Source organism: Pontibacter sp. GD13, assembly GCF_058216355.1.
The window spans coordinates 91,702-114,175 of sequence record NZ_JBYZMQ010000005.1 but is presented as its reverse complement, the minus strand read 5'-3'; the positions used below and the strand labels follow the sequence as shown (position 1 = coordinate 114,175).

Sequence of the window (22,474 nt, the reverse complement as noted above, 5' to 3'; positions counted from 1 at the left end):
GGCAGCTTTTTTACTGACTATGCAAATGCTTAGTCTTTTACTTGCAGCTTCACTTTCGCGTCGCCTTTCTTCTTCTCGATCTTGAACTCTGTTTTACCGGCACGAAGCTTCTCATTGGCTTCCTTCATGGTGGCATCCAGCAGTTCTCCCTGCGGTGTTTGCGGCGTGGCGGCAGCCTGGGCCGCATCGCCTGCACCCGGGCTGTTGGTATCCACGATCGTCATCTCGTTGATCAGGTTTTGGGCGCCCGCGAATTTGTCGATCAGGAACAACAGGTAACGGGTATCCATGTTAATGCAACGCTTGTAGTCCGGGTCGTACACCAGGTCGCCTGTCATGGCTTCCCAGTTGCCGTCAAAGGCAAGGCCGATCAACTCGCCTCTGCCGTTTATCACCGGAGAGCCAGAATTACCACCCGTTATGTCGTTGTCAGTGATGAAGTCTGTCACCAGTTCGCCTTTAGAATTGGCGTATCGGCCGAAGTCTTTCGCCTGGTACAGTTGCTTTAACTTGGCCGGCACAACAAACTCCTCGTTATTAGGGTCTTCCTTGGCCATAACACCATCCAGGGTAGTGTAGTAGTTGTAAAACACACCATCCTGTGGGCTGTAGTCTTTTACGGCACCGTAGCTCAGGCGCAACGTAGAGTTGGCATCCGGGTAAAACACCTTGTCCGGGTTCATCTGGCGAAGACCGGCAACGTACAGGCGGTTAGCTCTGTCCAGCTTGGCATTGCTCTCTGCCAGTTTAGGGGCGATGTTGTTTCTATAATTATCGATGATGCCGTTCACGAGCTGGAAAGCCGGGTCGTTCTCCAGTTTTTTCTGCGTCGGGTTCTTCAGGAAATCGTTCAGCTTCTGCTCTGTGGTTACCACCGAGTTGGCGTACACATAATCGGCAAGCTTATCGAAATTGCCGTTATACTTCTTCACCATGCTCTTGAAAGCCTCTGGCTGCTGGTCTTTGGCGATGTCGTTGTAATAGTACTTCATCATGGCCGCAAACACCTTTTTGTCAACCGGCATGTAGTAGTCTTTGAAAAAGGCCTCTACACGGGGCTGCAAATCCTCCACGGCTTTTTTAACCGCGGCGTCGTTGCCAGCCTTTAGAGCGTTGTAAAGCGGCGCCATGCGGTAAGCCATCAACAAAGATTCGGTGCCCAGCACAGCTTCGTTGAGGTAAATGTTGCCCAGGTTATACGTTTCGATGTTGGCATAGGCATCGCTGATGTCGCTTAACACGGCGCCGTACGTGCCTTTGCGGGTTGCATCGGCGTTTGCCCAGTTCTGGAACTTGTCCTCGTCAACCAGCTTGCCCTCAATGGTGCGCATGCGCTTGATGCCTTCGTTCTGGCCAATAGAGTATTTGTAGTAGTTAGCGGTAGAGGCATACTTCGATGCATACTTGATGCGTGTCGCGGCATCCTTATCCATGTCCGCTTTCCACAGGTTCAGCTTGTCGTTTCGCAGTTTTATACGCGATTTGTTCAGTTGGTTAACTTCCAGCTGTAAGCCATGCGAGGTCATGAAACGCTTGGTACGGCCCGGAAAGCCGAAAACCATGGAGAAGTCGCCTGGCTCCTTGTCGGCGATGTTGATCGGAAGGTGGTGCTTTGGCTTAAACGGCACGTTGTTTTTGCTGTATGCGGCCGGAGAGCCGTCTGGCGCCATGTATACCCGGAACATCGAGAAGTCGCCGGTATGGCGCGGCCACATCCAGTTATCCGTATCGCCACCAAACTTACCAACGGACTGCGGCGGGGCTCCTACCAGGCGCACATCGCTGTAACGGTTGTAAACAAAAAGGTAGAACTCATTGCCATTGTAAAAATCGCGCACATAGGTCACATACTTGCCGTTTTCTGACGCCTCTTTGGCAAGGGCCTGCATGCGCTGCGCAACCAGCTGGCTGCGTTCCTGCTCCGGGGTTTTGCTGTCAATACCTTCCAATACTTTGGCCGTTACATCGTCCATATGGTGCAGGATATCTACAAACAGGCCTTCGTTCGGAAGCTCCTTGTCTTTGGAGGTGGCCCAGAAACCATCGGTCAGGTAGTCATGCTCAGGCGTAGAATGCGACTGGATGGAACCAAACCCGCAGTGGTGGTTGGTAAGCAGCAACCCCTCGGGAGAAATGAACTCGCCTGTACAAAAGCCACCGAACTGCACAATGGCGTCCTTTAGGCTGGAGTTGTTTACAGAATAGATTTCTTCGGCAGTTAGCTGGAGGCCTTTTTTTTGCATGTCTGTGTAGTTCAGACGTTTGATGAGCATCGGCAGCCACATACCCTCGTCGGCTTTGGCGGCAAATGGCGCGCTCAGCGAGACTAAAAGTAGCAGTGAAAGGATTCTTTTTAGCATGAATATTTGTTAAGATGAGTTAAACTAATGCAAATTTAATAAAATATTGCAGCTCCTAACAGATGTTAGGCATCTTTAAAGCGGTGCAAAAACCTTACCATGACCTGGATTCTTAAAAAAGTTGTGTTGGCCTTTATCTGGATTTACCAGCATATGGTATCGCCCCTAACGCCGGCATCTTGCCGCTACACCCCCACATGCTCGCAGTATGCCGTGCTGGCTGTAAACAAGTATGGCCCGTTAAAGGGCGGCTGGATGGCCCTGAAGCGCATTGGCCGCTGCCACCCCTGGGGAGGGAGTGGCTATGATCCTATAGAGTAACGTACAAGAAAACAGGTTAATTTAAACAGGAACTCTGGGTGCATTGCAAAAAAATGATGGCTGAAAAGGCAGTGTTAAAAAAATATTCCTTAAACTGCATGTAGAATGCCCGCTTTAGGGAACAGCCTGTGTTTTTTATATATTAAACTGTAGGCATATATGATCAGTAATATTCAGGGGCCCAAAACCTCATCCAGCACCAGTATTAATCTGAAGGATATACTTTACCTCGAAACTACCCAACTGAGTTTTTTCAATCAAAAGCTGTATAATTTGTATGTTTTTGTGAAGGGAGCAGATACGGCATGTTACCACCTGTTCATTTATGATGAACCCAACCTCATGGAAGCGGCTTATAAAAAGCTTGCAGCCACCATGCTGGCGAAAGTAGTAGAGGATCACATCATCCAGATCAGCCCGGTAAAAGAATAGAGTCCTGTAGTCTATGAAAAGAGTAGGTTTGTTTTCCATCGCTGCTGCCATGCTGCTGCTCAGCGCATGTTCTCACGCCCCCCAGCAAGAGCCTGAAGCCGACCATAGCGAAGCAGACCCTACCTATGTGGCTCGTATTGACCAGTGGCACCACGAGCGGGAGGAAAACCTTCAGAAAGATGACAGCTGGCTGGCTTTGGCCGGACTTTACTGGCTGGAGCCAGGCGATAATCGATTTGGCAGTTCAAAAAATAATAAGATTGTTTTTCCGGATGGTAAAATAGCGGCCCAGGCAGGGAGCTTTATACTTGAAGGAGATCAGGTGCGGCTAACCGTAAAGGATGGGGCAGCAATTACCCTGAACGGAGAGGCTGTACCACAACAGGCAGTGGTCTATTCGCCCGAAATGGAGCAAGCCCCCCAGATGCAGCATGGCCCTTTACAGTGGGTGGTGATCAGGCGCGGAGATAAGTATGGCATCAGGCTTTGGGATGGTGAAAGCGAGGCGCGGACTGCTTTTAAAGGTATACAGCGCTATCCTGTACAGCCGGCCTGGAACCTTGAGGCAAGACTGGAACAGAACCCTCTGCCCAAGCAAATACCCATCACCAACGTGCTGGGGCAAACATCGCAGGAGCCTTCTCCAGGTGCAGTGGTATTTACCTTAAATGGCCGCCAGCACCGGCTCGATGCCCTGGAGGAAGGCGATGAACTCTTTCTTATTTTTGCTGATCAAACAAATGGCACAGCAACCTACGGCTCAGGGCGCTACCTGTACATACCTAAGCCGGGAGTAGATGGCCGCACCATGATCGACTTTAACAAGGCCTATAACCCACCCTGCGCTTTTACGGGTTTTGCTACCTGCCCGCTCCCCCCAAAACAGAACTTTCTGCCCCTGAAAGTAACCGCCGGAGAAAAGGCTTACGAAATGGGGCACTAATGTTCTCCCTGGTTGCCTAAGCCAATATTTTCTACATCTAAACTGCCTATCACAAGCTTTTTATATACTCGAGTGGTAAGTACGGTGGGAAAATATTTGCACTTTACCGATAAAATTTGTATCTTTGTGTTAAGCACTGCAAGAATATTGCTTGCACTGCTTTTCCCGTTGCCTTTCTTCTGCTTTAAGCGGTGTAGAAAACACTGCTTTCTTCATGACCACTACCAACGATAGGTCATACTTGCCTCTTCCACCATTTAAAAACCAAGGGGCTTTGTTGCTGTTATATAGTAGCAACCTACTTCCAGGAAAGGCCACAGGGAATCAATTTTGCCCTTCAGGCTTTAGATTATAGGAGGAATCACGTTATTTTATACAAGCAGAAAAACTTTTTGCCATGTAGTTTGAAAGCAATCAGAAGTAAGGCTAGCACCTAGTATAGTGAACTTCCGAATATATTGAACAGTATATATAATAAGATTTAAAATCAAAGATTGAACTTATGATTGACCAACCCATGAATCCCACACCCATCACACCTGAACACCTGGAAAAAGCGATGTCTTATACCCAGTACCGTGAGTTGATAGACACGCTTCTTGCAGCAAACAAAACGACAGGCGCCGACCACTCCGAGAGCATGGTGGCCTACACGCGCATGAACATGCAGCGCATGCGCCGCGTGGAAAAAACCACCGTGCTGGAGGATGGAATTATTGAGGCCATGCTTAGTTTGCAGACCAGAATGGTGTGGGTGATTTTAACAGAGGCCTGGTGTGGCGATGCTGCGCAAAATGTGCCCGCTATTGTGAAAATAGCAGACGCTTCACCGCTGATAGAGGTTAAATTGCTGCTCCGGGATGAGCACCCGGCGCTGATGGATGCTTATCTAACAAACGGGGGCCGCTCGATTCCTAAACTGATCGTTTTAGACGCTGATACGCTTGAGGTACGCGGCACCTGGGGTCCGCGTCCGGAACCGGCGCAGCAGCTGGTATTGCAAGCCAGAAAAGATCAGGTTCCTTTTCCGGAAATGGCTGAGCAGTTGCACAGCTGGTATGCAAAGGACCGCAGCCATACGTTGCAGCAGGAATTTAAGCAGTTGCTGCCTTCTTGGGGCAAGCTGGTTACCCTGGAGGAGCAACTGGTAGAAAGATGTTCCTAAACTAAACAACACGCTCACATCCTTCTCAACAAAAAAAGAGGCAGTACCAAAGTACTGCCTCTTTTTTTGTTGAGAAGGATGTGCGGTATGGCAGTTTTACCCTTCGAATTTACTTAAGTGTCACGTCCAGTATCTTGTCTCCTACCTCTAACTCATGCACGACCTCCATGCCATCAATAACTTTGGCAAAGATAGTGTAGCGGCCATCGAGGTGCGGAGTAGGGGAGTGGGTAATAAACCATTGGTTGCTCTCTGTGTCTTTGCCAGCCGAGGCCATTCCTACATAGCCTTCCAGGTAATGCAGGGGGGCAAACTCCGATCGGATCGCGTAATCGGAACTGCCCCAGCCATCGCCGCGCTTATCGCCGCCCTGCGCCACAAAGTTAGGCACTACCCGATGAAAGTATAAGTTATCGAAAAAGCCCTGCCGGGTAAGCTCCACGAAATTAGCGACAGAACCGGGGGCATCCTCCACGAACAGCTGCAACACAATGGTGCCCTTCTGGGTTTTCAGAAGCACCTGCTGGCCTACCGGAATTGTTTCTACCAGCGTCCAGTCAATGGGGTGCGTGAAGGGGTTTGCAGGGATCAGGCTTTCCTTTTTACCGTCCAGGAAATCAATCGTCTTTTGCAGCTCAATGTTAGTTTCCATGTCGCGGGGCAACTGCAGTTTTTGTTGCGCCTGCGCCAGAAAACTGAAGTCGCGGTATTGGCTACGCAGGTTTAACTTTGGCTCGCGAATGGCTGCCGCGGCCATGCCTACCAGCGCCACATCGCCTGAGTTGATGCCTCTTTTAAATATGTCAGCGAAATCACCTTCCAGCTTCTTGGGGAAATCGGCTTGCTGGCGCATGTTGATCAGCGCCTCCATGCCACTTGTGGCAATAGCAGGGTGCTCGGCGGCCATTACCTCGTCGGCTATAAATTTGTAATTCTCCACATCGCCGGCCAGCCCTTTAAGCAGCTGCGCTTTCTCGTAAGGTGTGCGGGCATGCTGGTATTGCTGTTGGTAACGGGTATTCAGGAAGGTTCTTGACTGGGGGGAGCTGTTATGCAGAATAACCCAGATGAGGTTGCCACGCACCCGCGCATCCTGTATCCGGGGCATTAGTTCCAGCAAGGGCGCCACATCCACGCCAGCGCTATTGGCTTGCAGAAATTCTGCTGTAGCAACAGCTGTGTTAATGTTCTTATCCTGTAATGTGGCAAGTATGGCCGACTTGATCTGGCCGAACTCCAGGCCAGCCATGCTTCTGATAGCGCTTAACCGCACCCGGTAATCAGGATCGCTTTGGGCAATCTTTGATAAGAAAGCGGCTTTGTCGTACGCTTTTACTTTGCTGAGCGCCTGCACGGCAGCCATACGCACCTCAGGAGAGCTATCCGCGGAGGCGGCCTTTAAAATTGCCTGTTTGTAGGCGCTAAGGTCGAGTTTGGGTGTGCGGGCCAGAAAGTGGGCTGCAGCCAACCTGGCCTCATCCGGATTACCCATGGCTAAAAACTTTACAGCCTGCGCAACTGTTTCGGGCGAGTACTGTTGCCTTAACCCGGCACGGTAAATACCCCAGGCCTGTCCGCCCATGGCAATAGGGTTAGGAGCCTTGTAGGCTGCCAGGTAAGAAACCCCATTGGGGGTAGAAACCTTTCCTAAGGCCTCCAGCAGCGCGGCCTGCACAGCAGGCTTCGTTTCCCGCGTTAGATGCTGTATGATACCTGCCTCAGCGGTTTTATTTCCAATCTGGCCCAGCGAATAAGCAGCGGCTTTGCGTATATCCGCGACAGTGTCAGTCAGCATGCCCAGCAGGTCTGGAATAGCCAGGGAATCCTGTACCGAGGCAAAAGCCAGGGCAGCCTCTTTCCTGTAAATCGGATTGGTGTCGTGCAGGTAGGGCAGTAGTTCCGGGGTGTTGCGCTTATCCTGCAGCGTGTATATCTTCTGGATGCCGGCGTCTGAGAACTTGTTAACCGCTGTTTTCGGGCTTTGCTGTGGCAGTTGCTGACAGGCCGCAAAGGCCAGAACCAGCAGTACTAAAGGGAAAAGTTTTTTCATGGGGCGATGTCTTGTTTGGCTTCAATATAAGCAAAAACATTTACAGACAGGGGCAGAAGTGTGAAAGCGGGGTTTGGCAATTTCTACGGAATTCGCTATTTTTAGAAAGACAATTTGCTCAGACCCATGCAGGAAACCAGTGTTTTATTGTCCCCCGGCGCTTATACCGACACGTCTGCTGCGGAACGGAGACTGATACTTTTGGCGCTGCTGACCAGTGCGGTGCAAATAAGCCTTATACTATTCCTGGTTGTTTCACAGGCATATGCCACAAATATAATTGTTCTGGTATCAGGCAGTATACTTGTGCCGGCTTACTTTCTCTTCAGTGCCTGGCTGGCAGGAAAGCCGCAAAGCCGCAGGCACCTGACCCTAACCGAGGAGGGCGTTAGTTACCGCACTAATTTTATCCGGCTTACAAATGAATTTGAATGGGAGGAGGTTGATGCAGTTAAATTGGAACTATTGAATATTGTTTTTGTGCTAAAAAATGAAGAAGTACATTTAATCAGCCTCGAACATATTCAGGATGAGAAAGTGCTGAATCAGATTAAAGAGCGAATTAAAATGGTAGTTGTCAGGAAAAATATTATCTTGTCCTGACATTAAGTAAAAGTGGCGCATGTACGTAAGTTTATATTCCCGGAAGCAGTTACAGCAAACGAAACAGTTTGTGCTTATTGCAGGTGTTTTGCTAACGGCTGGAGGCGCCTATGCCTTATGCAGGGAGTTGTTCTTTCAGGATTCTTTCCGGATGAGTTGGGCTATAGCCAGTGGGTTGCTTTTGGTTATCGGCTTTGGGTGGGGGCTTGTCGGCTCTAACAAGATTGTTTTTAAAGACGCTTATTTTTCAGTAACACCCGAACGGATCAGCTACAGGTTAGCTGTATTTGCTAAGGAGCGGGTGATTTTTTGGCAGGATGTACAAGCTTTGCAAATTGAGAAGCATGCCATCGTGTTTCAGCTTACGGCAGCTACACGTGTAAAGATGCGATTAGGCAATATACAACAGCCTGAAGTAGCCCTGCATGTAGCCAGAAGTATACATCTGGCTGCCTTGGAAAAAGGCATCATCGTGAATGGTGTGCAACCCAATTTGGCCAGACCTGCCTTACAGGGATAATCTCCTCTGAGATTAGTTTAGAGAAATTCCGTAACAAAGGAAGACTATTTATAATTAACTGAGAGTAATAACTCACCCCTAAAAGATACATGTAGCGCCTCCGGTTTTTTTTGCCGGGGGCGCTTTTTTTATGCTGCTCAAACTTATTCTGAAGTATGAAGTTAATATAAACCTGAAGAGGTTGAAATTATGACTTTTGGAAACAGAGATTTTATAGCGCACCTGGCTTCTAAACACCTGAACGCGACGCATGTGGTACCCAGATCATTGAGCTGCGCTTTTATTGATGGCCTTCTGCAACTGCTTTTTCCACCGCTGTCGGAGCAAAAGTTTCAAAGTGAGTCTGAAGTACAGGGGTACATGAACCAGCTGGCAACAGACCTGGAAATTTTGCTGGAAAAGTTACGGGAGCGTCTTCCGGCCTCTCCAGCGACGATTGTTGAACTCTTCTTTGAAGAGTTACCGCACATTTACAACCAATTGATCACCGATGCGGCTGCCATCGATTCCGGGGACCCAGCCTCAGCCGGCATGGAGGAAGTTATACGTACCTATCCCGGGTTTTATGCTGTGGCGGTGTACCGGGTGGCGCACCTCCTTTGCCAGATCAAGGTGCCGCTTTTGCCGCGCGTGCTTTCTGAATATGCCCATGCCAGAACTGGTGTAGACATACACCCGAAAGCCCAGGTCGGTAACGCTTTCTGCATCGATCACGGTACCGGAATTGTTATCGGGGAAACAGCTGTTATTGGAAACAATGTAAAGATTTACCAGGGGGTAACTTTGGGCGCCGTCAGTGTAGAGAAAGCTTTGGTGAACACCAAACGCCATCCCACCATCGAAGACCACGTAGTTATTTATGCAGGGGCCACCATCCTGGGAGGTAAGACCGTGGTGGGGAAAGAAAGCATAATAGGAGGCAATGTTTGGCTGACGGAGAGCGTGCCGCCCTTCTCCAGGGTGTATCACCGGCCTCAGATAAAAGTCAGACAGGCCTCGGACCCAGTAGATGTACTGAATTTTTCAATTTAATAAAGAGCAAATGAAAGCGAACACCATATTGGGCACTATCGGGAACACACCTCATGTGCGTATTAACAAGTTATTCGACACGGAAGTAGAAGTTTGGATGAAGCTGGAGCGCAGCAACCCGGGCGGAAGTATAAAAGACAGGATAGCCCTTGCCATGGTTGAGGACGCCGAACGCAAAGGCTTACTGAACGAAGACAGTGTGATAATAGAGCCTACCTCCGGGAACACAGGAGTCGGCCTGGCCATGGTGGCTGCCGTAAAGGGGTACAACCTGATCCTGGTAATGCCAGAGTCTATGTCGGTAGAAAGGAGGCGGCTTATGACGGCTTATGGTGCAAAACTCGAGCTTACTCCCCGCGAAAAGGGAATGAAAGGGGCCATCGACAGGGCCAAAGAGCTGGCGGAGGCCGATGAGCATGCCTGGATGCCCATGCAGTTCGACAACGAGGCAAACGTACAGGTGCATATTGATACCACCGCGCAGGAGATATTGGAAGATTTTCCGGAGGGTGTGGATTACATGATCACCGGCGTTGGCACCGGGGGGCATATTACAGGTGTTACAAAGGTGCTGAAAGGAAAGTTTCCGAACCTTAAGGTGTTTGCTGTAGAACCTGCTGCCTCTTCCGTATTAAGTGGAGGACAGCCCGGGCCGCACCCTATCCAGGGAATTGGCGCTGGCTTTATCCCAAAAATAATGGATACCGCACTGCTGGACGGAGTCATTCAGGTGGAGCGGGCGGATGCTTTTGACTATACCCGCCGCGCCGCCCGGGAGGAGGGGATCTTTATTGGTGTATCCTCGGGGGCCTCTTTGGCTGCCGTAAGCCAGAAGGTTGCCGAAGGCTTGCCGAAGGGCTCTAAAATACTGACCTTCTGTTACGATACAGGTGAACGCTACCTGTCTGTGGAGGACCTTTTTGTGTAGTAAAGTCCTGGGCGGAATTGATTTAAAAAAAGCCCCTGCAGTTTGTTACTGCAGGGGCTTTTTTAGTGGAGAATGTCGGAGTTGAACCGATGACCTTCCCGAATTTGTTCGGGACAGTCTAGCCAGCAGAACGGATCAGGTGCTCCAGGTATTTTCTGCTTTTCATCCCTTTGATTGCGCGTTCGCGCCTGACAGCCTCCGCTCTGGTTTCAAACGCTTCGGAATGTTTCAAGTGCCACGGTATTCCGCTCTTAGTGGACTTGCTCCTGCCCGCATTATGCTGGGCCAGGCGCGTTTCCATACTTTCGCAGCTGCCAACGTAATACCGGTTTGTTTTCTCTGAGTACAGGATGTAAGTGTAACAAGGCAGGATGCAAAAACAAAAAAGGCAACCTTATCGGTTGCCTTCTGTGGAGAATATCGGAGTCGAACCGATGACCTCTTGCATGCCATGCAAGCGCTCTAGCCAGCTGAGCTAATCCCCCATTTTTAAGAACTTGCGGATGAGAACCGCTGACCTTCCCGAATTTCTTCGGGACGCTCTAGCCAGCTGAGCTAATCCCCCATATTTTAGAACTCTTTCCGCCACATGCCCGAACTGTTTCGGAATGCGCTAGTTCATTGAAGTAACCAGCCTCGGAAGAGTGACACAAAAGTAGTGGATTTTTTTTAAAAGCAAAATAGCGCAGAATAATTTATTAAAAGAAAAAGGGGCAGCCCTGGCTGCCCCTTTCAAAGTTTAAGCTGTGGTTAAGCTTAGTTAAAGATATAACGCAGACCAAACTGCATGTAATAAGTAGATGATAAGCTGATAACATCGCGGAAGGTAGTGGTAACCGGTATACCTCTGTCAGTAGCAAGTCTGAAAGTAGGTACAGTAGTTCCTCCGGGTGTTAATGCAGTCTCATTCGTAGGTACTAAGATAGAAGGAGCGTTAACCGTCTTTACTAGTCCCCAGTTGTTGTTGATCAGGTTACCTACGTTAAACACATCCCAGCTGAACTGAATGGTGTTGCGCTTGCCACCAACATTGATGAACAGGTCCTGCAAGAACTTAAAGTCTACCTGATTTCTCCAAGGCAACATCGCGCCGTTACGCTCAGCATACTCTCCTTTTCTTGACCTCAGGTAGTTGTCCTGCTCAATGTAACGGAAGAACATGTCGCTTTGCTGCTGCGGAGTATACGTGATGCTACCTACAGTTAATGGCGCAAAAGTAATTTCTGAAGCGTCTTTCGGAATGTAGATCAGGTCAGCATTGGCACCGTCGCGGTTGATGTCGCGTGAGTAAGTATAAGAGAATCTGCCTTGTGTAGAACCCTCGTAGAATACAGACACTGTTGTACCCAGGTGGTTAAAGAACTCCTTGCGGTAAGAAAGTGAAGCGATCAAACGATCAGGAACCACATAGCCGGCATAACCAAGTGTCGGGTTGTTAGAGCCGTTTACAGTGGCTGTGCTCTGGAAGGCGGACAAAGGCTGGTCGCCGCTACCATCGTACAGGTTTTGTGCCTGGCTTTTGGCATAAGCCACAGAAGCGAAGAAGCCGTTGCTGAACTGCTTGTCTAATTTGGCTGTAAGTGACCAGTAGTAACCTTTGGAGGCGTTGTCTAACACGATTGCGTTAAAAGCACCACCTTTAGGAGTTCCGTTTGCAACTGCCTTGCCACCTATCAGTGGGTTGATAAACTTATCCTGGTTGCCGCTTGGGTAGATCAATCTGTTGTCAGGATATCCGGCAACGTTTAATGGCTGTGGGTCTACCAGGTTGGCGTTTCTGAAAATTGCTGTGTTCAGGTCTTTGTTGTAAACGCCTTCTAATGAACCTACGATACCCCAAGGAAGCTGTGCATCGATCGCCAGGCTGCTTTTCCAGGTCTGTGGCATTCTGAAGTTCTCAGAGATAGCAGAGATGGTGCTTGGGATAACTGTGCCGGCAGCAGGCGGGGAGTCAGGACGGTAAGCAGTAGGGTCTGGATTGAATGGGCCCGGAGTGTTCCCTTTGTCAAAAGTTTGGGTTACCTGCAGCATACCGGCATCACCTGCCTGGCTCACGATCCATACATAAGGAACCTTACCCGTAAACACACCAGTTCCGCCGCGAAGCTGTAAAGAGCGGTCGCCTTTCACATCGTAGTTAAAGCCAAAGCGCGGGGACCACATCAAGGCAGACTTCGGAAGGTTTGCCGTGTTTATCTTCTCGCCATTTGCAAAATCAAGGTCGGCGATAAGCGGGTGCGTGGAAAGCGCCTCTGGGTAGGTAGCTAAGTCTAGGCGCAAGCCTGCAGTCAGTTTTAACTTCTTATTTAAAGAAAACTCATCCTGACCATAGGCAGAATACTGCGCAAACTTAAAGCTAGGGAAGGCCTGCTTAAAATCAGGAAGCAGGGAATAGGTTAAGCCAAAATCCGTAGGCTTCGCTCCGGTCACAAAGTCGTTCCACGAGGCAAAGGTATAGTAGCTGGTGGCAAAACGCTGGAAGCCGTTGTTGGTCTCGCTGAAATCAGCCTGCGCACCCACCGTGAAGCTGTGTTTGCCTGTTGTCCAGCCGAAGTTGTTCAGTACAGAGTACATTTCCACATCGCGCAGGTTGCCGTAAGAGAAAGGCTCATAACCAAAAGAAGTAAATGGCTGTCCGTCTTTCAGGATATCTACAAATGGGAATGGAGAGCTGTCAGAGCTGCGTGGGTCGTTCTGCTTGGTGTAAGTTGCTCTGAAAGTGTTGGCAAACTTACCGAACAAGGTAGAGTTTAACTCGGCAGCAAGGGAGTAGAAGTTAGCTTCTGTATAGTAGTTAGAGTTCTTAAAATGCAATGCATTGGGATCTCTGCGGCCAGCACCGAAACTAAAACCTGTGAATGGGCTACGGGAGGTGCTTACAAAGCTAGGGTCTTTGCTTTCTACCTGGCTGTAACGTACATTGAACCTGTTGTTCTTGTTAATGTTCCAGTCTAAGCGGGCAAGAAACTTTGTTTTCTCGCTGGCAAAGTCATATCCCTGGTAAGGGCCAGTTTCGTAACCGTATGTATTCAGCAGGTATTGGCTGATGGCATCCAGTTCTGCTGCTGTTGGGCGGCTGATGTTAGGAGAGCTTCCGAAAGGAGCAGCTGGCGTAGCAGCCACCATGTTCTGTCCCGGTCTTGTTTGCTCTTCTGTCTCAGCGTTCAGGAAGAAGAATAATTTGTTCTTCAAAATAGGACCTCCGATTCTAACACCATACTGGTTGAACTGCATGTCCTGGCGCAAGCCCATTTCCTTCAGGTCGTAAGGGCCAACCATTTTGCCTTGCTGGTTCTGGTTTCTGAAATAGGTATAAAGCGAACCGGAGAAAGCGTTGGTACCGGATTTGGTAATAGCATTCACAGAGCTTCCGATGAATCCTGACTGACGGATGTCGTAAGGCGTCACGTTTACGGAAATTTCTTCAATGGCATCGAGCGAAATGGGTGAACCGCCTGCAGGCAGGTTTGAGCCGATGCCGAAGTTGTTATTAAAGTCAGCTCCGTCTACAGTGATCTGGTTCTGGCGGTAGTTACCGCCGCCCACTGATGTGCCATTAGCCTGTGGCGTTAAGCGTGTAAAGTCGTTCAGGCTACGGCTGATGGTTGGCAATGCCTGAATCTCGCGGGAACTTACGTTTGTAATAGCCCCGCTTCTTTCAGCATTCAGCAAACGATCTTTTGTGCCTGTTACAACCACTTCCTGCAGAGCAGTGCCCGATTCGCTAAGCTTAGGGTTAAGCACGAAAGGTTCTGCCAGTTTCAGTGTAACATTATCAATACGCTGTGCCTGAAAACCCAGGTATGACACTGTAACTGTGTAAGGGCCGCCTACGCGCATGTTAAGCAAGTTAAAGCGCCCATCTGCAGATGTTGCTGTACCATATTGGGTACCGGAAGGAGTGTGTACTGCAACAACTGTAGCCCCTGGAAGACTTTCTCCTTTGGCGTCTGTTACAATACCGGTCATCATAGAGGTTGTGACCCCTTGTGCCCAGCTGGAATGAACCGTCATTACCATCGCCAGAGCGAAACATAATGCACTATAAAAGTTTTTCATAAAAGGGTTGGTTGATTTTGATCGCAAAAGTAAGTGGCGGATTTCACATTTCAAGCACCTTCTATATTATTTATTTATTACCTGATACTTATGTACCCGTTTAAGCAAATTCACTATGCAAACCTCTGTGTTATCATTTGGTAATAAGTAATTTATGGATACTATAAAAAAATTAATCCGCGTTGAGGGTTATGCTGATATAGTAGCATATAACTGGATCGGGCTACAGTATATTTGTGTGCCCGAATGTTTGCAGGGTAGTTTGTGAGAAATAAGCGCCATAAAATTAAATTGTATTATTCAACCAAAGTGCTTCTTTGCTGTTTTAGGATATTCCCTCTGTTCCTGTCTAGTGTTAAGTGGGTGTAAGTCAGGCAGGTGCTGGATTATAGGCTTTTTATTTCAACTGCAGCACGACTTGCATGGCCCCTAATTGCAGGGCAATAGCCCTTGCTCAAAAAAACTGCTACTACTTTGCAAAGCTTGTTCGCTCGAAGTATAAGACTGGTGCAGGAAACAGGAGTATAATAAATTCAACAACACACAAAAGCATGAATAGGATTTAATTGAAGTATTTAATTTGTATTCTGGAATATTAAAAGAAAAAAGAGCTAATTATTTCACGTTTAAACTATATGTTTAATGTTGAAATACAGCTTTTTTTGACAATGACTTATAACATAGCATGTTCCTATATTGCAAAAGTAGCTAACACGTTTTTGTCCAGTATTTTTATGCAGATATAGTTATTTAAACCTGGTATCAGGGGTTTATTGAACTTGTGTGGAGCTATACGGAATACGTTTTGTTTCTATAAAGCTTTCTTAAATACAAATTTATTTCTATACTATTGTGATGTTTTAAATTGTACTTTTTGGAAGTGGTGTATAGGTGGTGAGGTGTGGGGTGAGTTTGCAAATGTCTGATATTGTTGTAAATGCGAACAATTATGTGATTTTGCAATTTATCTTATTGTTAAAAACTTGCATCGGTTTTTATTCTTTTTTAATACGAAGTATTGTGCTTTACTCTTAGGAGGTTGTATCTTCGTCCCGAATTTAATCAACCAACCAATCACTAATAGTAAATAAGATGAAGTACAATTTACTCAGTCTATTCCTGCTGATGCTGTGTACGAGCTTAGCACCGGCGGATTTGTTTGCGCAAGGGACTGTAAAAGGTAAGATCGTTGATGCGACAACAAAAGAGCCCTTACCCGGAGCAACCGTCATCCTGAAAGGCACAAACCAAGCTGTCCCTGCATCCGGGGATGGAACCTTCTCGTTGAAAGTAGACGATGCTACGGCGGCGGCTATTTTAGTGAATTATGTTGGCTACATCCAAAAGGAGGTAGCCCTTAGTGGTGTTAATGGGGTTAAAAATTTAGGGACAATTTTATTGGCTCCGAATGTAACGTCTATCAATGAAGTACTGATCACAACCAACAGTTACGCCATCGACAGAGAGACACCCGTAGCCATGTCTACTATTACTAGTGAGGTTATTTCGGAAAAAGCCTCGAACCAGGAATTCCCGGAGCTACTAAAATCTACCCCAGGGGTATATGCTACCAAACAAGGTGGCGGTTTCGGCGACTCCAGAATTAACCTGCGTGGTTTCCAGAGCCAGAACGTAGCCGTTATGATTAACGGTGTGCCGGTTAACGACATGGAAAACGGAAGTGTTTACTGGTCTAACTGGGCTGGTTTAACAGACGTAACCAAGTCGATGCAGGTGCAAAGAGGTTTGGGTGCCTCTAAAGTGGCTGTGCCTTCTATCGGAGGTACGATCAACATCATCACCAAAACAACCGACGCTACCAAAGGGGGATCTCTCTTTTACGGCATCGGTAACGATGGCTACAACAAAGTAGGCTTCTCATACTCGACAGGTTTAACAGAAGAAGGATGGGCATTTACCGCGGCCGGATCTAAGACCGAAGGAAACGGCTGGGCCGAAGGACTTCAGTTCGAGGCTTATAACTATTTCTTCAACGTTTCTAAGCTTATCAACGACAAGCACACCATCTCCCTGACAGGCTTTGGAGCCCCGCAGCGTCACGGGCAGCGCCAGAACCGCCAGTACATACAGGAATACAGAAATGCGCCGCAAGGCCTGAAATGGAACGCTGACTGGGGCGTGAAAAACGGCGAGGTAGTGAACGTAGAGGATAACTTCTACCACAAGCCACAGGTTTCCCTGAACCACTACTGGACCATTGATGAGACCTCTTTCTTATCGACAGCTATCTATGCCTCTATCGGAACCGGTGGTGGTGGTGGTTACGGTACTGATCGCTCTATCCTGCTGGATACTGTGCGCACCGGAGACCAGTACTCACCCTATGACCTGGACAGAATCGTTGACCTGAACACAGAGTCTACAGACGGGCACGCCAGGGCTTACTTACGAGCCTCCAGAAACGACCACAAGTGGTATGGCGCGCTTTCTACGTACCAGAAAAGCCTGAATGCTAACTTTAATATCCTGGGTGGCCTTGACCTGCGTTACTACCGCGGTTCACACTTTACTGAAGTAACCGATCTGTTGGGAGCTGATTATGTATTAGATAACTCCAACGTGAACAAGCCTAACAACAGGGCTGAAGTAGGCGACAAGATCAGCTACTATAATGATGGACTTGTGCTTTGGGAAGGCGGATTCCTGCAGGGTGAATACACAGATGGTACATTGTCAGCTTTTGTTTCCCTGGCTGCTTCAAACACATCTTACAAGCGCATTGACTATTTTCTGTATGAAAAAGGAAATCAGGAAACAGATTTCCAGAATTTCTTCGGTTACCAGGCTAAAGGTGGCGCCAACTACAACCTGACTGAGAACCACAACGTGTTCGCAAACATCGGTTACTTCGAAAAGGCTCCATTCTTCAACGCGGTATTCCTAAACAACCAGAACATCGTGAACAAGGATGCTGTGAACGAGAAAATTCTAAGCTACGAGTTAGGATACGGATACAGAACCGGAAAACTGAACGGTAACGTGAACCTGTACCGTACCAGCTGGAAAGACAGGTCGTTTACCAGAGCCATTACCGGACAGAGTGGCGAGCTTTTCTTTGCAAACCTGTTAGGTGTTGATGCCCTGCACCAGGGTGTTGAGGTGGACTTTAGCTACCAGCCAACTACGAAACTGAACATCAGGGGTATGGCCTCGGTAGGCGACTGGACCTGGACCAACAACCTGGATGAGATCACCGTGTTCAACGAAGACAGAACAGAGTCGGAGTCTTTCGGCCCTATGTACATGAAAGGTTTGAAAGTAGGTGATGCCGCGCAAACTACAGCTGCACTTGGTATCAGTTACAAGGTTGTGGATGAGCTGAAGATCGGTATGGACTATAACTACTACACTGATTTCTTCGCACAGTTCGACCCTACTACACTAAGAGAGCCGGGCATTAAAGTATGGGAAGTGCCGACTTACTCTTTATTAGACCTGAACGCTGTGTTCAAGTTTAAGGTAGCAGGCATGCATGCCTCACTATATGCCAATGTTAACAACGTGCTGGACACAGCCTATATCTCTGATGCGCAGAACGGCGACACCAGACTGGACGATGATAAGAACGGTGACCCTATCGCATCAACTGTATTCTTTGGTACGGGCAGAACCTGGACAACTGGTCTGAAAATCAATTTCTAATCGAGCAGAAAAGAAGAAATAAGATGAAAAAGTATATATATGTAGTAGCTTCTTTCGCGGCCTTGTCCTTAACGGCTTGTGACCCCATGGAGGATGTGTACAATGAGTTAGACGAACAAATATCGAGCGAGTACAAAGCCGATATCAAAGCGGAACTGGCTACAAAAGATTATGAGTTCTATAAGGGGAAGGCCACAGCACCGGCTTATGTGGCTAAAAACTACTACTTCGGCAGCGAAAGCCAGGCTGGGGAGTTAATCCCTGCCATCCTAAACAAGAACTATCCGCAAGTAGGAGACGGCACTAAGGCTGCCATTACTTACAACATGCTTACGTTCAAGTTCGGTGGTAACAAGGTAAACGCTGTAGAAAAGTTTGCGCTCACAGAGCAGGCAGATTATGACTTAGGCGGCGCCAGATTCAGCAATTTCGATAAAGACTCTCAGGTGATCACATTCCTGCAGGCAAAGTATCCGGCTGCTGTAGAAGGCACTTTGGCGGTTTTAACTTATACCTGGTATAATGGAAGTGCTGAGCCACGGTCATCTACGGTTACTGACTCTTACTACTTCACTAATGGCATGTGGATGGATGCTTACCATGTGACTGAAGCTGATTATACAAAGGTAGGTCGTAACCGTTTCAATAACTTTACTACTGCCGATGACGATGTGCTGGCAGACCACTTTAACAATTTTCTGCGTGAGAGCAGCGTAGGGTATCAGATGGGTGATGTGAAGTATGTGAGCTATGCCTATTATAACGGCAAAACCACATTGCAGAGCGTGATGGCCATGACCTACAACGGCACAAGATGGGTAAAGGTAGAGAATGACCTGACACAGAAATCAGTCATCAAGTTCAAGAAAAAAGGTACTGAGTGGGTTGCTGACCTAAGTGTGGCTTACAAACTGGTTGCGGCAGATTATGCCTGGGTTGCAGGTCAGGCAAATATCAGCACAGAGGCCAACAGAGCTAACCTGGCAAAGTACGGTAACTTTAACACCTTCTCCTGGACAAACGAAGATTTGATTGTGGCTATGAGTGAGTTGCTGAAGTATAAGTTCCCGAATGCCGAGACAGGTCAGAAATACACCGTTACTTTTGACACCTATCCAGCAGGGTTGATTCAGCTGAACCTTATCCGAAGGGAGAACGGAAACTATGAGGTACCGAAAGAAGGCGAATAGTTTTCCTCATACATTACAAAAGCGCCTCCCGGTATTACCGGGAGGCGCTTTTGCTTTATAGCCTTCATGGTGTCGCTGTTCAATCCGCTAATTAAAAATGTACCTGATACCCAACTGCCCCTGCCACCTGGAGTCGAACTGGGCGATGTTGTAGGCGCGATTGTTAGGGTTAAAGGTAAAAGTAGGATTTCCGTTTGCATCAAATCGTTCGAAACGGATGAGCTCGTTGGCGCTGTTACTCACAAAGTACTGCCTTCCCCAATCTTTGTTCAGCAAATTACCCACGTTAAACACATCAAAGGTGATCTGTAGCGTATGTTTGTTTTCCCCAGCGTTAATGTAAAAGTCCTGCAACAAGCGCACATCGAACTGGTGTGTCCATGGCATGCGGGCACCGTTACGTTCGGCATACTGGCCCCGTCGGTCATTCAGATAGGCATCGTTGGCAATAAACGCATCAAGGGCCTGCCATTGCTGGTCAACAGTTGCTGTTACTTCCCCGGCTCTGTTTGTGATCGGAACCAAATTTATCTCACTTTGGGTGCGCGGCACATAAAGTAGGTCGTTTCCAAAGTTTCCGTCGCGGTTCAGGTCGCCGCTATACAAGTAGGTAAACGGAAGCCCTGACTGGCCCTGGTAGAAAAGTGAGATGCCGGTGGCCACGTTTTCTCCGAAATTAAAGGTGTAGCCACCCGTGCCGATAATTCGATGGCGCACATCGAACCTCGAGAAAGCCAACGCAGGGTTATTGGGGTTGTTTACAATCTGGTTAAACTCAAAGTTAGACAGGGCAGTAGAGCTCGTGCCGCTGTTCACGTCTTTGGCCTTGCCGTAGGTATAGGCCGCAGAAGTCTGGATACCGTTCTCAAAATCTTTGCGCAGCTGCCCGGTTAAACTGTAACGGTAGCCTTTGTCTGTGTTATCCAACAAAACCACGTTGGTGTAATCAGAATTAATCCGGCGGTTAGATGGGAACACCTGCCTGTTATCCGGGCCAGGCAATGTGCCTGCTGGCGCCGCCAGGTTAAGGTCCTGGTACACCACATCGTTTAAAGTTTTAGAGTAGATTCCCTCCAATGTCACAAACACCTCGTAGGGCAGCGTATAGTCGAAGGCAAGGTTGCTGCGCCATACCTGGGGAATCTTAAAATCATCCTTGATCACGTTCACCTCAAATGTCTGAGGCAGGCTTGGGTCTATCAGGTCACTCACATCCTCAACAAACCCGGCCGGGCTCCTCCTGTCTATTGTGCCAAGCACGGTGCCTGTGTTAATAAACTGGTTTGAGAGCCATACAAATGGCACGCGGCCCGTGAAAATACCGGTACCACCTCTGATCTGGAAAACGCGGTCGTCGGTAGGCGTAAAGTTGAAGCCGAAGCGGGGGGCCCAAAGCAACTGGCCACTAGGGGCGCGGTCTGTCTCCAGCCCCGGATAAATGCTCTGGAAGTCGTTCTCAAACTTTGCGTTTTCTGCTGGTTTGTCCGGGAAAACAGGGATATCCAGTCGTACCCCCAACGTCAACTTCAACATCTCGGAAGCCGTGTACTCGTCCTGTACATAAAAACCTAGCTGAATGGCATCGAACTCGGCTGCCGGCCTTGGGTTTTCGGTAAGGGAGTAGGTGGCGCGCACCCGGTTCGGCATGTCGTTAAAGAAATCCTGCAGGCTGCGGTACTCATAGCGGCCGTTGAAATTGTTGATGAACAGGTTTCGGAAGCTGAAGAACTCGTTGTGGGTACCAATGGTAAAGTTGTTCCTGCCCAGCAGATAGGTGAAGTTATCGGTGAACTCGAAGATGTCCTGGTCCAGCTCGTTGGCTGTAGAGGAACGCTGCGAGCCAAACTCAAAGGTGCCGACAGGATCGCTGATGGTAATTTGCGGGAAAAACTGCCCCTCCGTGTCGCGGCTTTCCCGGATGGTGGTATACCCGACGATCAGGTTATTAGAAAATTCGTTGGAAATGCGGCTGTTTAACTCCAGAACCGAGCTGTTCGTTTTGCTGTTAAACCTGTAAGCGTTATTGCCGAACCGGATGAAACTACTGCTCCTGGAAATATTATCATCAAAAGCCGTTACGTAGTTGTGGCGCAGGGTAAGCTGATGATTATTGGAGATGTTCCAGTCCAGACGTCCAAAAATTTTATCGCTCTCCGTGTTCCGGTCTATTGCCCCAAAGGAGCCAACATCGTACCCGTAAGTGTTTTGCACAAAGTTAGCCAGGTCCTGGGTAACATCCAGCGGAATAGTGGACTCGGCTGAGCCTGGGGCAAAACGAACAGGTTCTGTGATCCGGGTGGCGTCATAGTTAAAAAAGAAAAAGACCTTGTCCTTCATCACAGGGCCGCCAACTCTCACACCATACTGGTAATTCTTAAAGTCGTCGGCTTTTACCCGCGGGCCCTCCACGGCCTTGCCGATAATATCCTGGTTGCGGCCAAAGCCATACACCGAGCCGGTAAATTTGTTAGACCCTGAACGGGTTACAGCGTTTATGCCCCCTCCGGTAAAATTGCCCAACTTCACATCGTATGGGGCTACCACTACCTGTATCTCCTGAATGGCATCCAGCGAAATGGGCTGCGTACCTGCCTGTCCCCCCGGGGTACCGCTGCCCGATAATCCGAACACATCGTTGTTCACGGCACCATCAATGGTAATGTTGTTGTAACGGTTATTAGAGCCTGCTATGGAATTGCCCGATGCCTGGGGGGTAAGCCTGGTGAAATCCTGGAGGCTTCTGCTAAGGGTGGGGAGTTTCTCCAGTTGTTCGCGCGATACGTTGGTGGCGGCACCGGTCCGGTCCTGGTTAAAAATATCGTTGCGTTCGCCTGTAATCTCCACCTCACCTAATTGGCGTGTGCTCTCTGTCAGGGCAAAATCGACGCGGGCAGTCTGCCCCAGTGCGAGGCTGACTCCCTCCACGCGTTGCTCCTGATACCCGATATAGGAGGTGGTAACAGTGTAAGGCCCGCCAACCCGCATGTTTTGGATGTTATAATAGCCGTCGGTGTTGGTGTTGGCCACATATTGCGCATTGGTGGGCGTATGGATGGCAATGACGGTGGCTCCAGGCAAAGCAGCGCCACTCTGGTCTTTAACTGTCCCACTCAGAGCAGCCGTTGTTGTGCCTTGTGCCAGCACGTCTTGTAGAGGATACAAAATCGACAGGCACAGGAATAAAAATGTGTAGAGAAGTTTCATAGTA

General features: G+C 48.6%; 15 protein-coding genes and 1 tRNA gene. 10 read left to right on the top strand and 6 right to left on the bottom strand.

Annotation, left to right across the window (positions count from 1 at the left end; all coding sequences use genetic code 11):
- Positions 1 to 29 precede the first annotated feature (29 nt).
- Complete coding sequence (locus tag AC4BAN_RS09270; RefSeq protein ID WP_490564117.1) at positions 30 to 2,360, bottom strand: S46 family peptidase; 2,331 nt, start codon at positions 2,358 to 2,360, stop codon at positions 30 to 32.
- Between the two features lie 99 nt (positions 2,361 to 2,459).
- On the opposite strand from AC4BAN_RS09270, the gene yidD reads away from it, so the two are divergent.
- From yidD to AC4BAN_RS09250, 4 genes are all read left to right on the top strand, one after another.
- Complete coding sequence (yidD, locus tag AC4BAN_RS09265; protein ID WP_490564116.1) at positions 2,460 to 2,681, top strand: membrane protein insertion efficiency factor YidD; 222 nt, start codon at positions 2,460 to 2,462, stop codon at positions 2,679 to 2,681.
- Between the two features lie 159 nt (positions 2,682 to 2,840).
- Entirely contained in the window at positions 2,841 to 3,113 is a 273-nt protein-coding gene (locus AC4BAN_RS09260) for a hypothetical protein (RefSeq protein WP_490564115.1), read from the top strand.
- Between the two features lie 13 nt (positions 3,114 to 3,126).
- Entirely contained in the window at positions 3,127 to 4,056 is a 930-nt protein-coding gene (locus AC4BAN_RS09255; RefSeq protein WP_490564114.1) for a DUF1684 domain-containing protein, read from the top strand.
- A 502-nt stretch (positions 4,057 to 4,558) separates the two neighbouring features.
- Positions 4,559 to 5,221, top strand: coding sequence for a thioredoxin family protein (locus AC4BAN_RS09250; RefSeq protein ID WP_490564113.1), 663 nt, complete (start codon positions 4,559 to 4,561; stop codon positions 5,219 to 5,221).
- A 109-nt stretch (positions 5,222 to 5,330) separates the two neighbouring features.
- Here AC4BAN_RS09250 and AC4BAN_RS09245 read toward each other — a convergent pair whose 3' ends face one another.
- The gene (locus AC4BAN_RS09245; RefSeq protein ID WP_490564112.1) at positions 5,331 to 7,271 is read right to left on the bottom strand and encodes a peptidylprolyl isomerase; all 1,941 of its coding nucleotides are present in this window, start codon (positions 7,269 to 7,271) and stop codon (positions 5,331 to 5,333) included.
- Between the two features lie 114 nt (positions 7,272 to 7,385).
- On the opposite strand from AC4BAN_RS09245, the gene AC4BAN_RS09240 reads away from it, so the two are divergent.
- From AC4BAN_RS09240 to cysK, 4 genes are all read left to right on the top strand, one after another.
- Positions 7,386 to 7,874: a hypothetical protein gene (locus AC4BAN_RS09240; RefSeq protein ID WP_490564111.1), complete on the top strand. Its 489-nt coding sequence runs from the start codon at positions 7,386 to 7,388 to the stop codon at positions 7,872 to 7,874.
- A 19-nt stretch (positions 7,875 to 7,893) separates the two neighbouring features.
- A complete protein-coding gene (locus AC4BAN_RS09235) occupies positions 7,894 to 8,394 on the top strand; it encodes a hypothetical protein (RefSeq protein ID WP_490564110.1) in 501 nt (166 codons plus the stop codon).
- A gap of 189 nt (positions 8,395 to 8,583) precedes the next feature.
- Complete coding sequence (locus AC4BAN_RS09230; RefSeq protein WP_490564109.1) at positions 8,584 to 9,426, top strand: serine acetyltransferase; 843 nt, start codon at positions 8,584 to 8,586, stop codon at positions 9,424 to 9,426.
- 10 nt (positions 9,427 to 9,436) lie between these two features.
- Complete coding sequence (gene cysK / locus AC4BAN_RS09225; protein WP_490564108.1) at positions 9,437 to 10,354, top strand: cysteine synthase A; 918 nt, start codon at positions 9,437 to 9,439, stop codon at positions 10,352 to 10,354.
- A 118-nt stretch (positions 10,355 to 10,472) separates the two neighbouring features.
- On the opposite strand, the gene AC4BAN_RS09220 is transcribed toward cysK, so the two are convergent.
- The 3 genes from AC4BAN_RS09220 to AC4BAN_RS09210 form a co-directional block, all read right to left on the bottom strand.
- A complete protein-coding gene (locus tag AC4BAN_RS09220) occupies positions 10,473 to 10,706 on the bottom strand; it encodes a GIY-YIG nuclease family protein (RefSeq protein WP_490564231.1) in 234 nt (77 codons plus the stop codon).
- A 59-nt stretch (positions 10,707 to 10,765) separates the two neighbouring features.
- Positions 10,766 to 10,839: transfer RNA gene (locus AC4BAN_RS09215), tRNA-Ala, on the bottom strand.
- Between the two features lie 271 nt (positions 10,840 to 11,110).
- Entirely contained in the window at positions 11,111 to 14,413 is a 3,303-nt protein-coding gene (locus AC4BAN_RS09210) for a TonB-dependent receptor (RefSeq protein WP_490564107.1), read from the bottom strand.
- 1,092 nt (positions 14,414 to 15,505) lie between these two features.
- On the opposite strand from AC4BAN_RS09210, the gene AC4BAN_RS09205 reads away from it, so the two are divergent.
- Complete coding sequence (locus AC4BAN_RS09205) at positions 15,506 to 18,076, top strand: TonB-dependent receptor (protein ID WP_490564106.1); 2,571 nt, start codon at positions 15,506 to 15,508, stop codon at positions 18,074 to 18,076.
- 23 nt (positions 18,077 to 18,099) lie between these two features.
- Positions 18,100 to 19,266, top strand: a complete 1,167-nt coding sequence (locus tag AC4BAN_RS09200) for a hypothetical protein (protein WP_490564105.1) — start codon at positions 18,100 to 18,102, stop codon at positions 19,264 to 19,266.
- Positions 19,267 to 19,353: 87 nt separating this feature from the next.
- On the opposite strand, the gene AC4BAN_RS09195 is transcribed toward AC4BAN_RS09200, so the two are convergent.
- Complete coding sequence (locus tag AC4BAN_RS09195; protein WP_490564104.1) at positions 19,354 to 22,470, bottom strand: TonB-dependent receptor; 3,117 nt, start codon at positions 22,468 to 22,470, stop codon at positions 19,354 to 19,356.
- Positions 22,471 to 22,474: the final 4 nt, after the last annotated feature.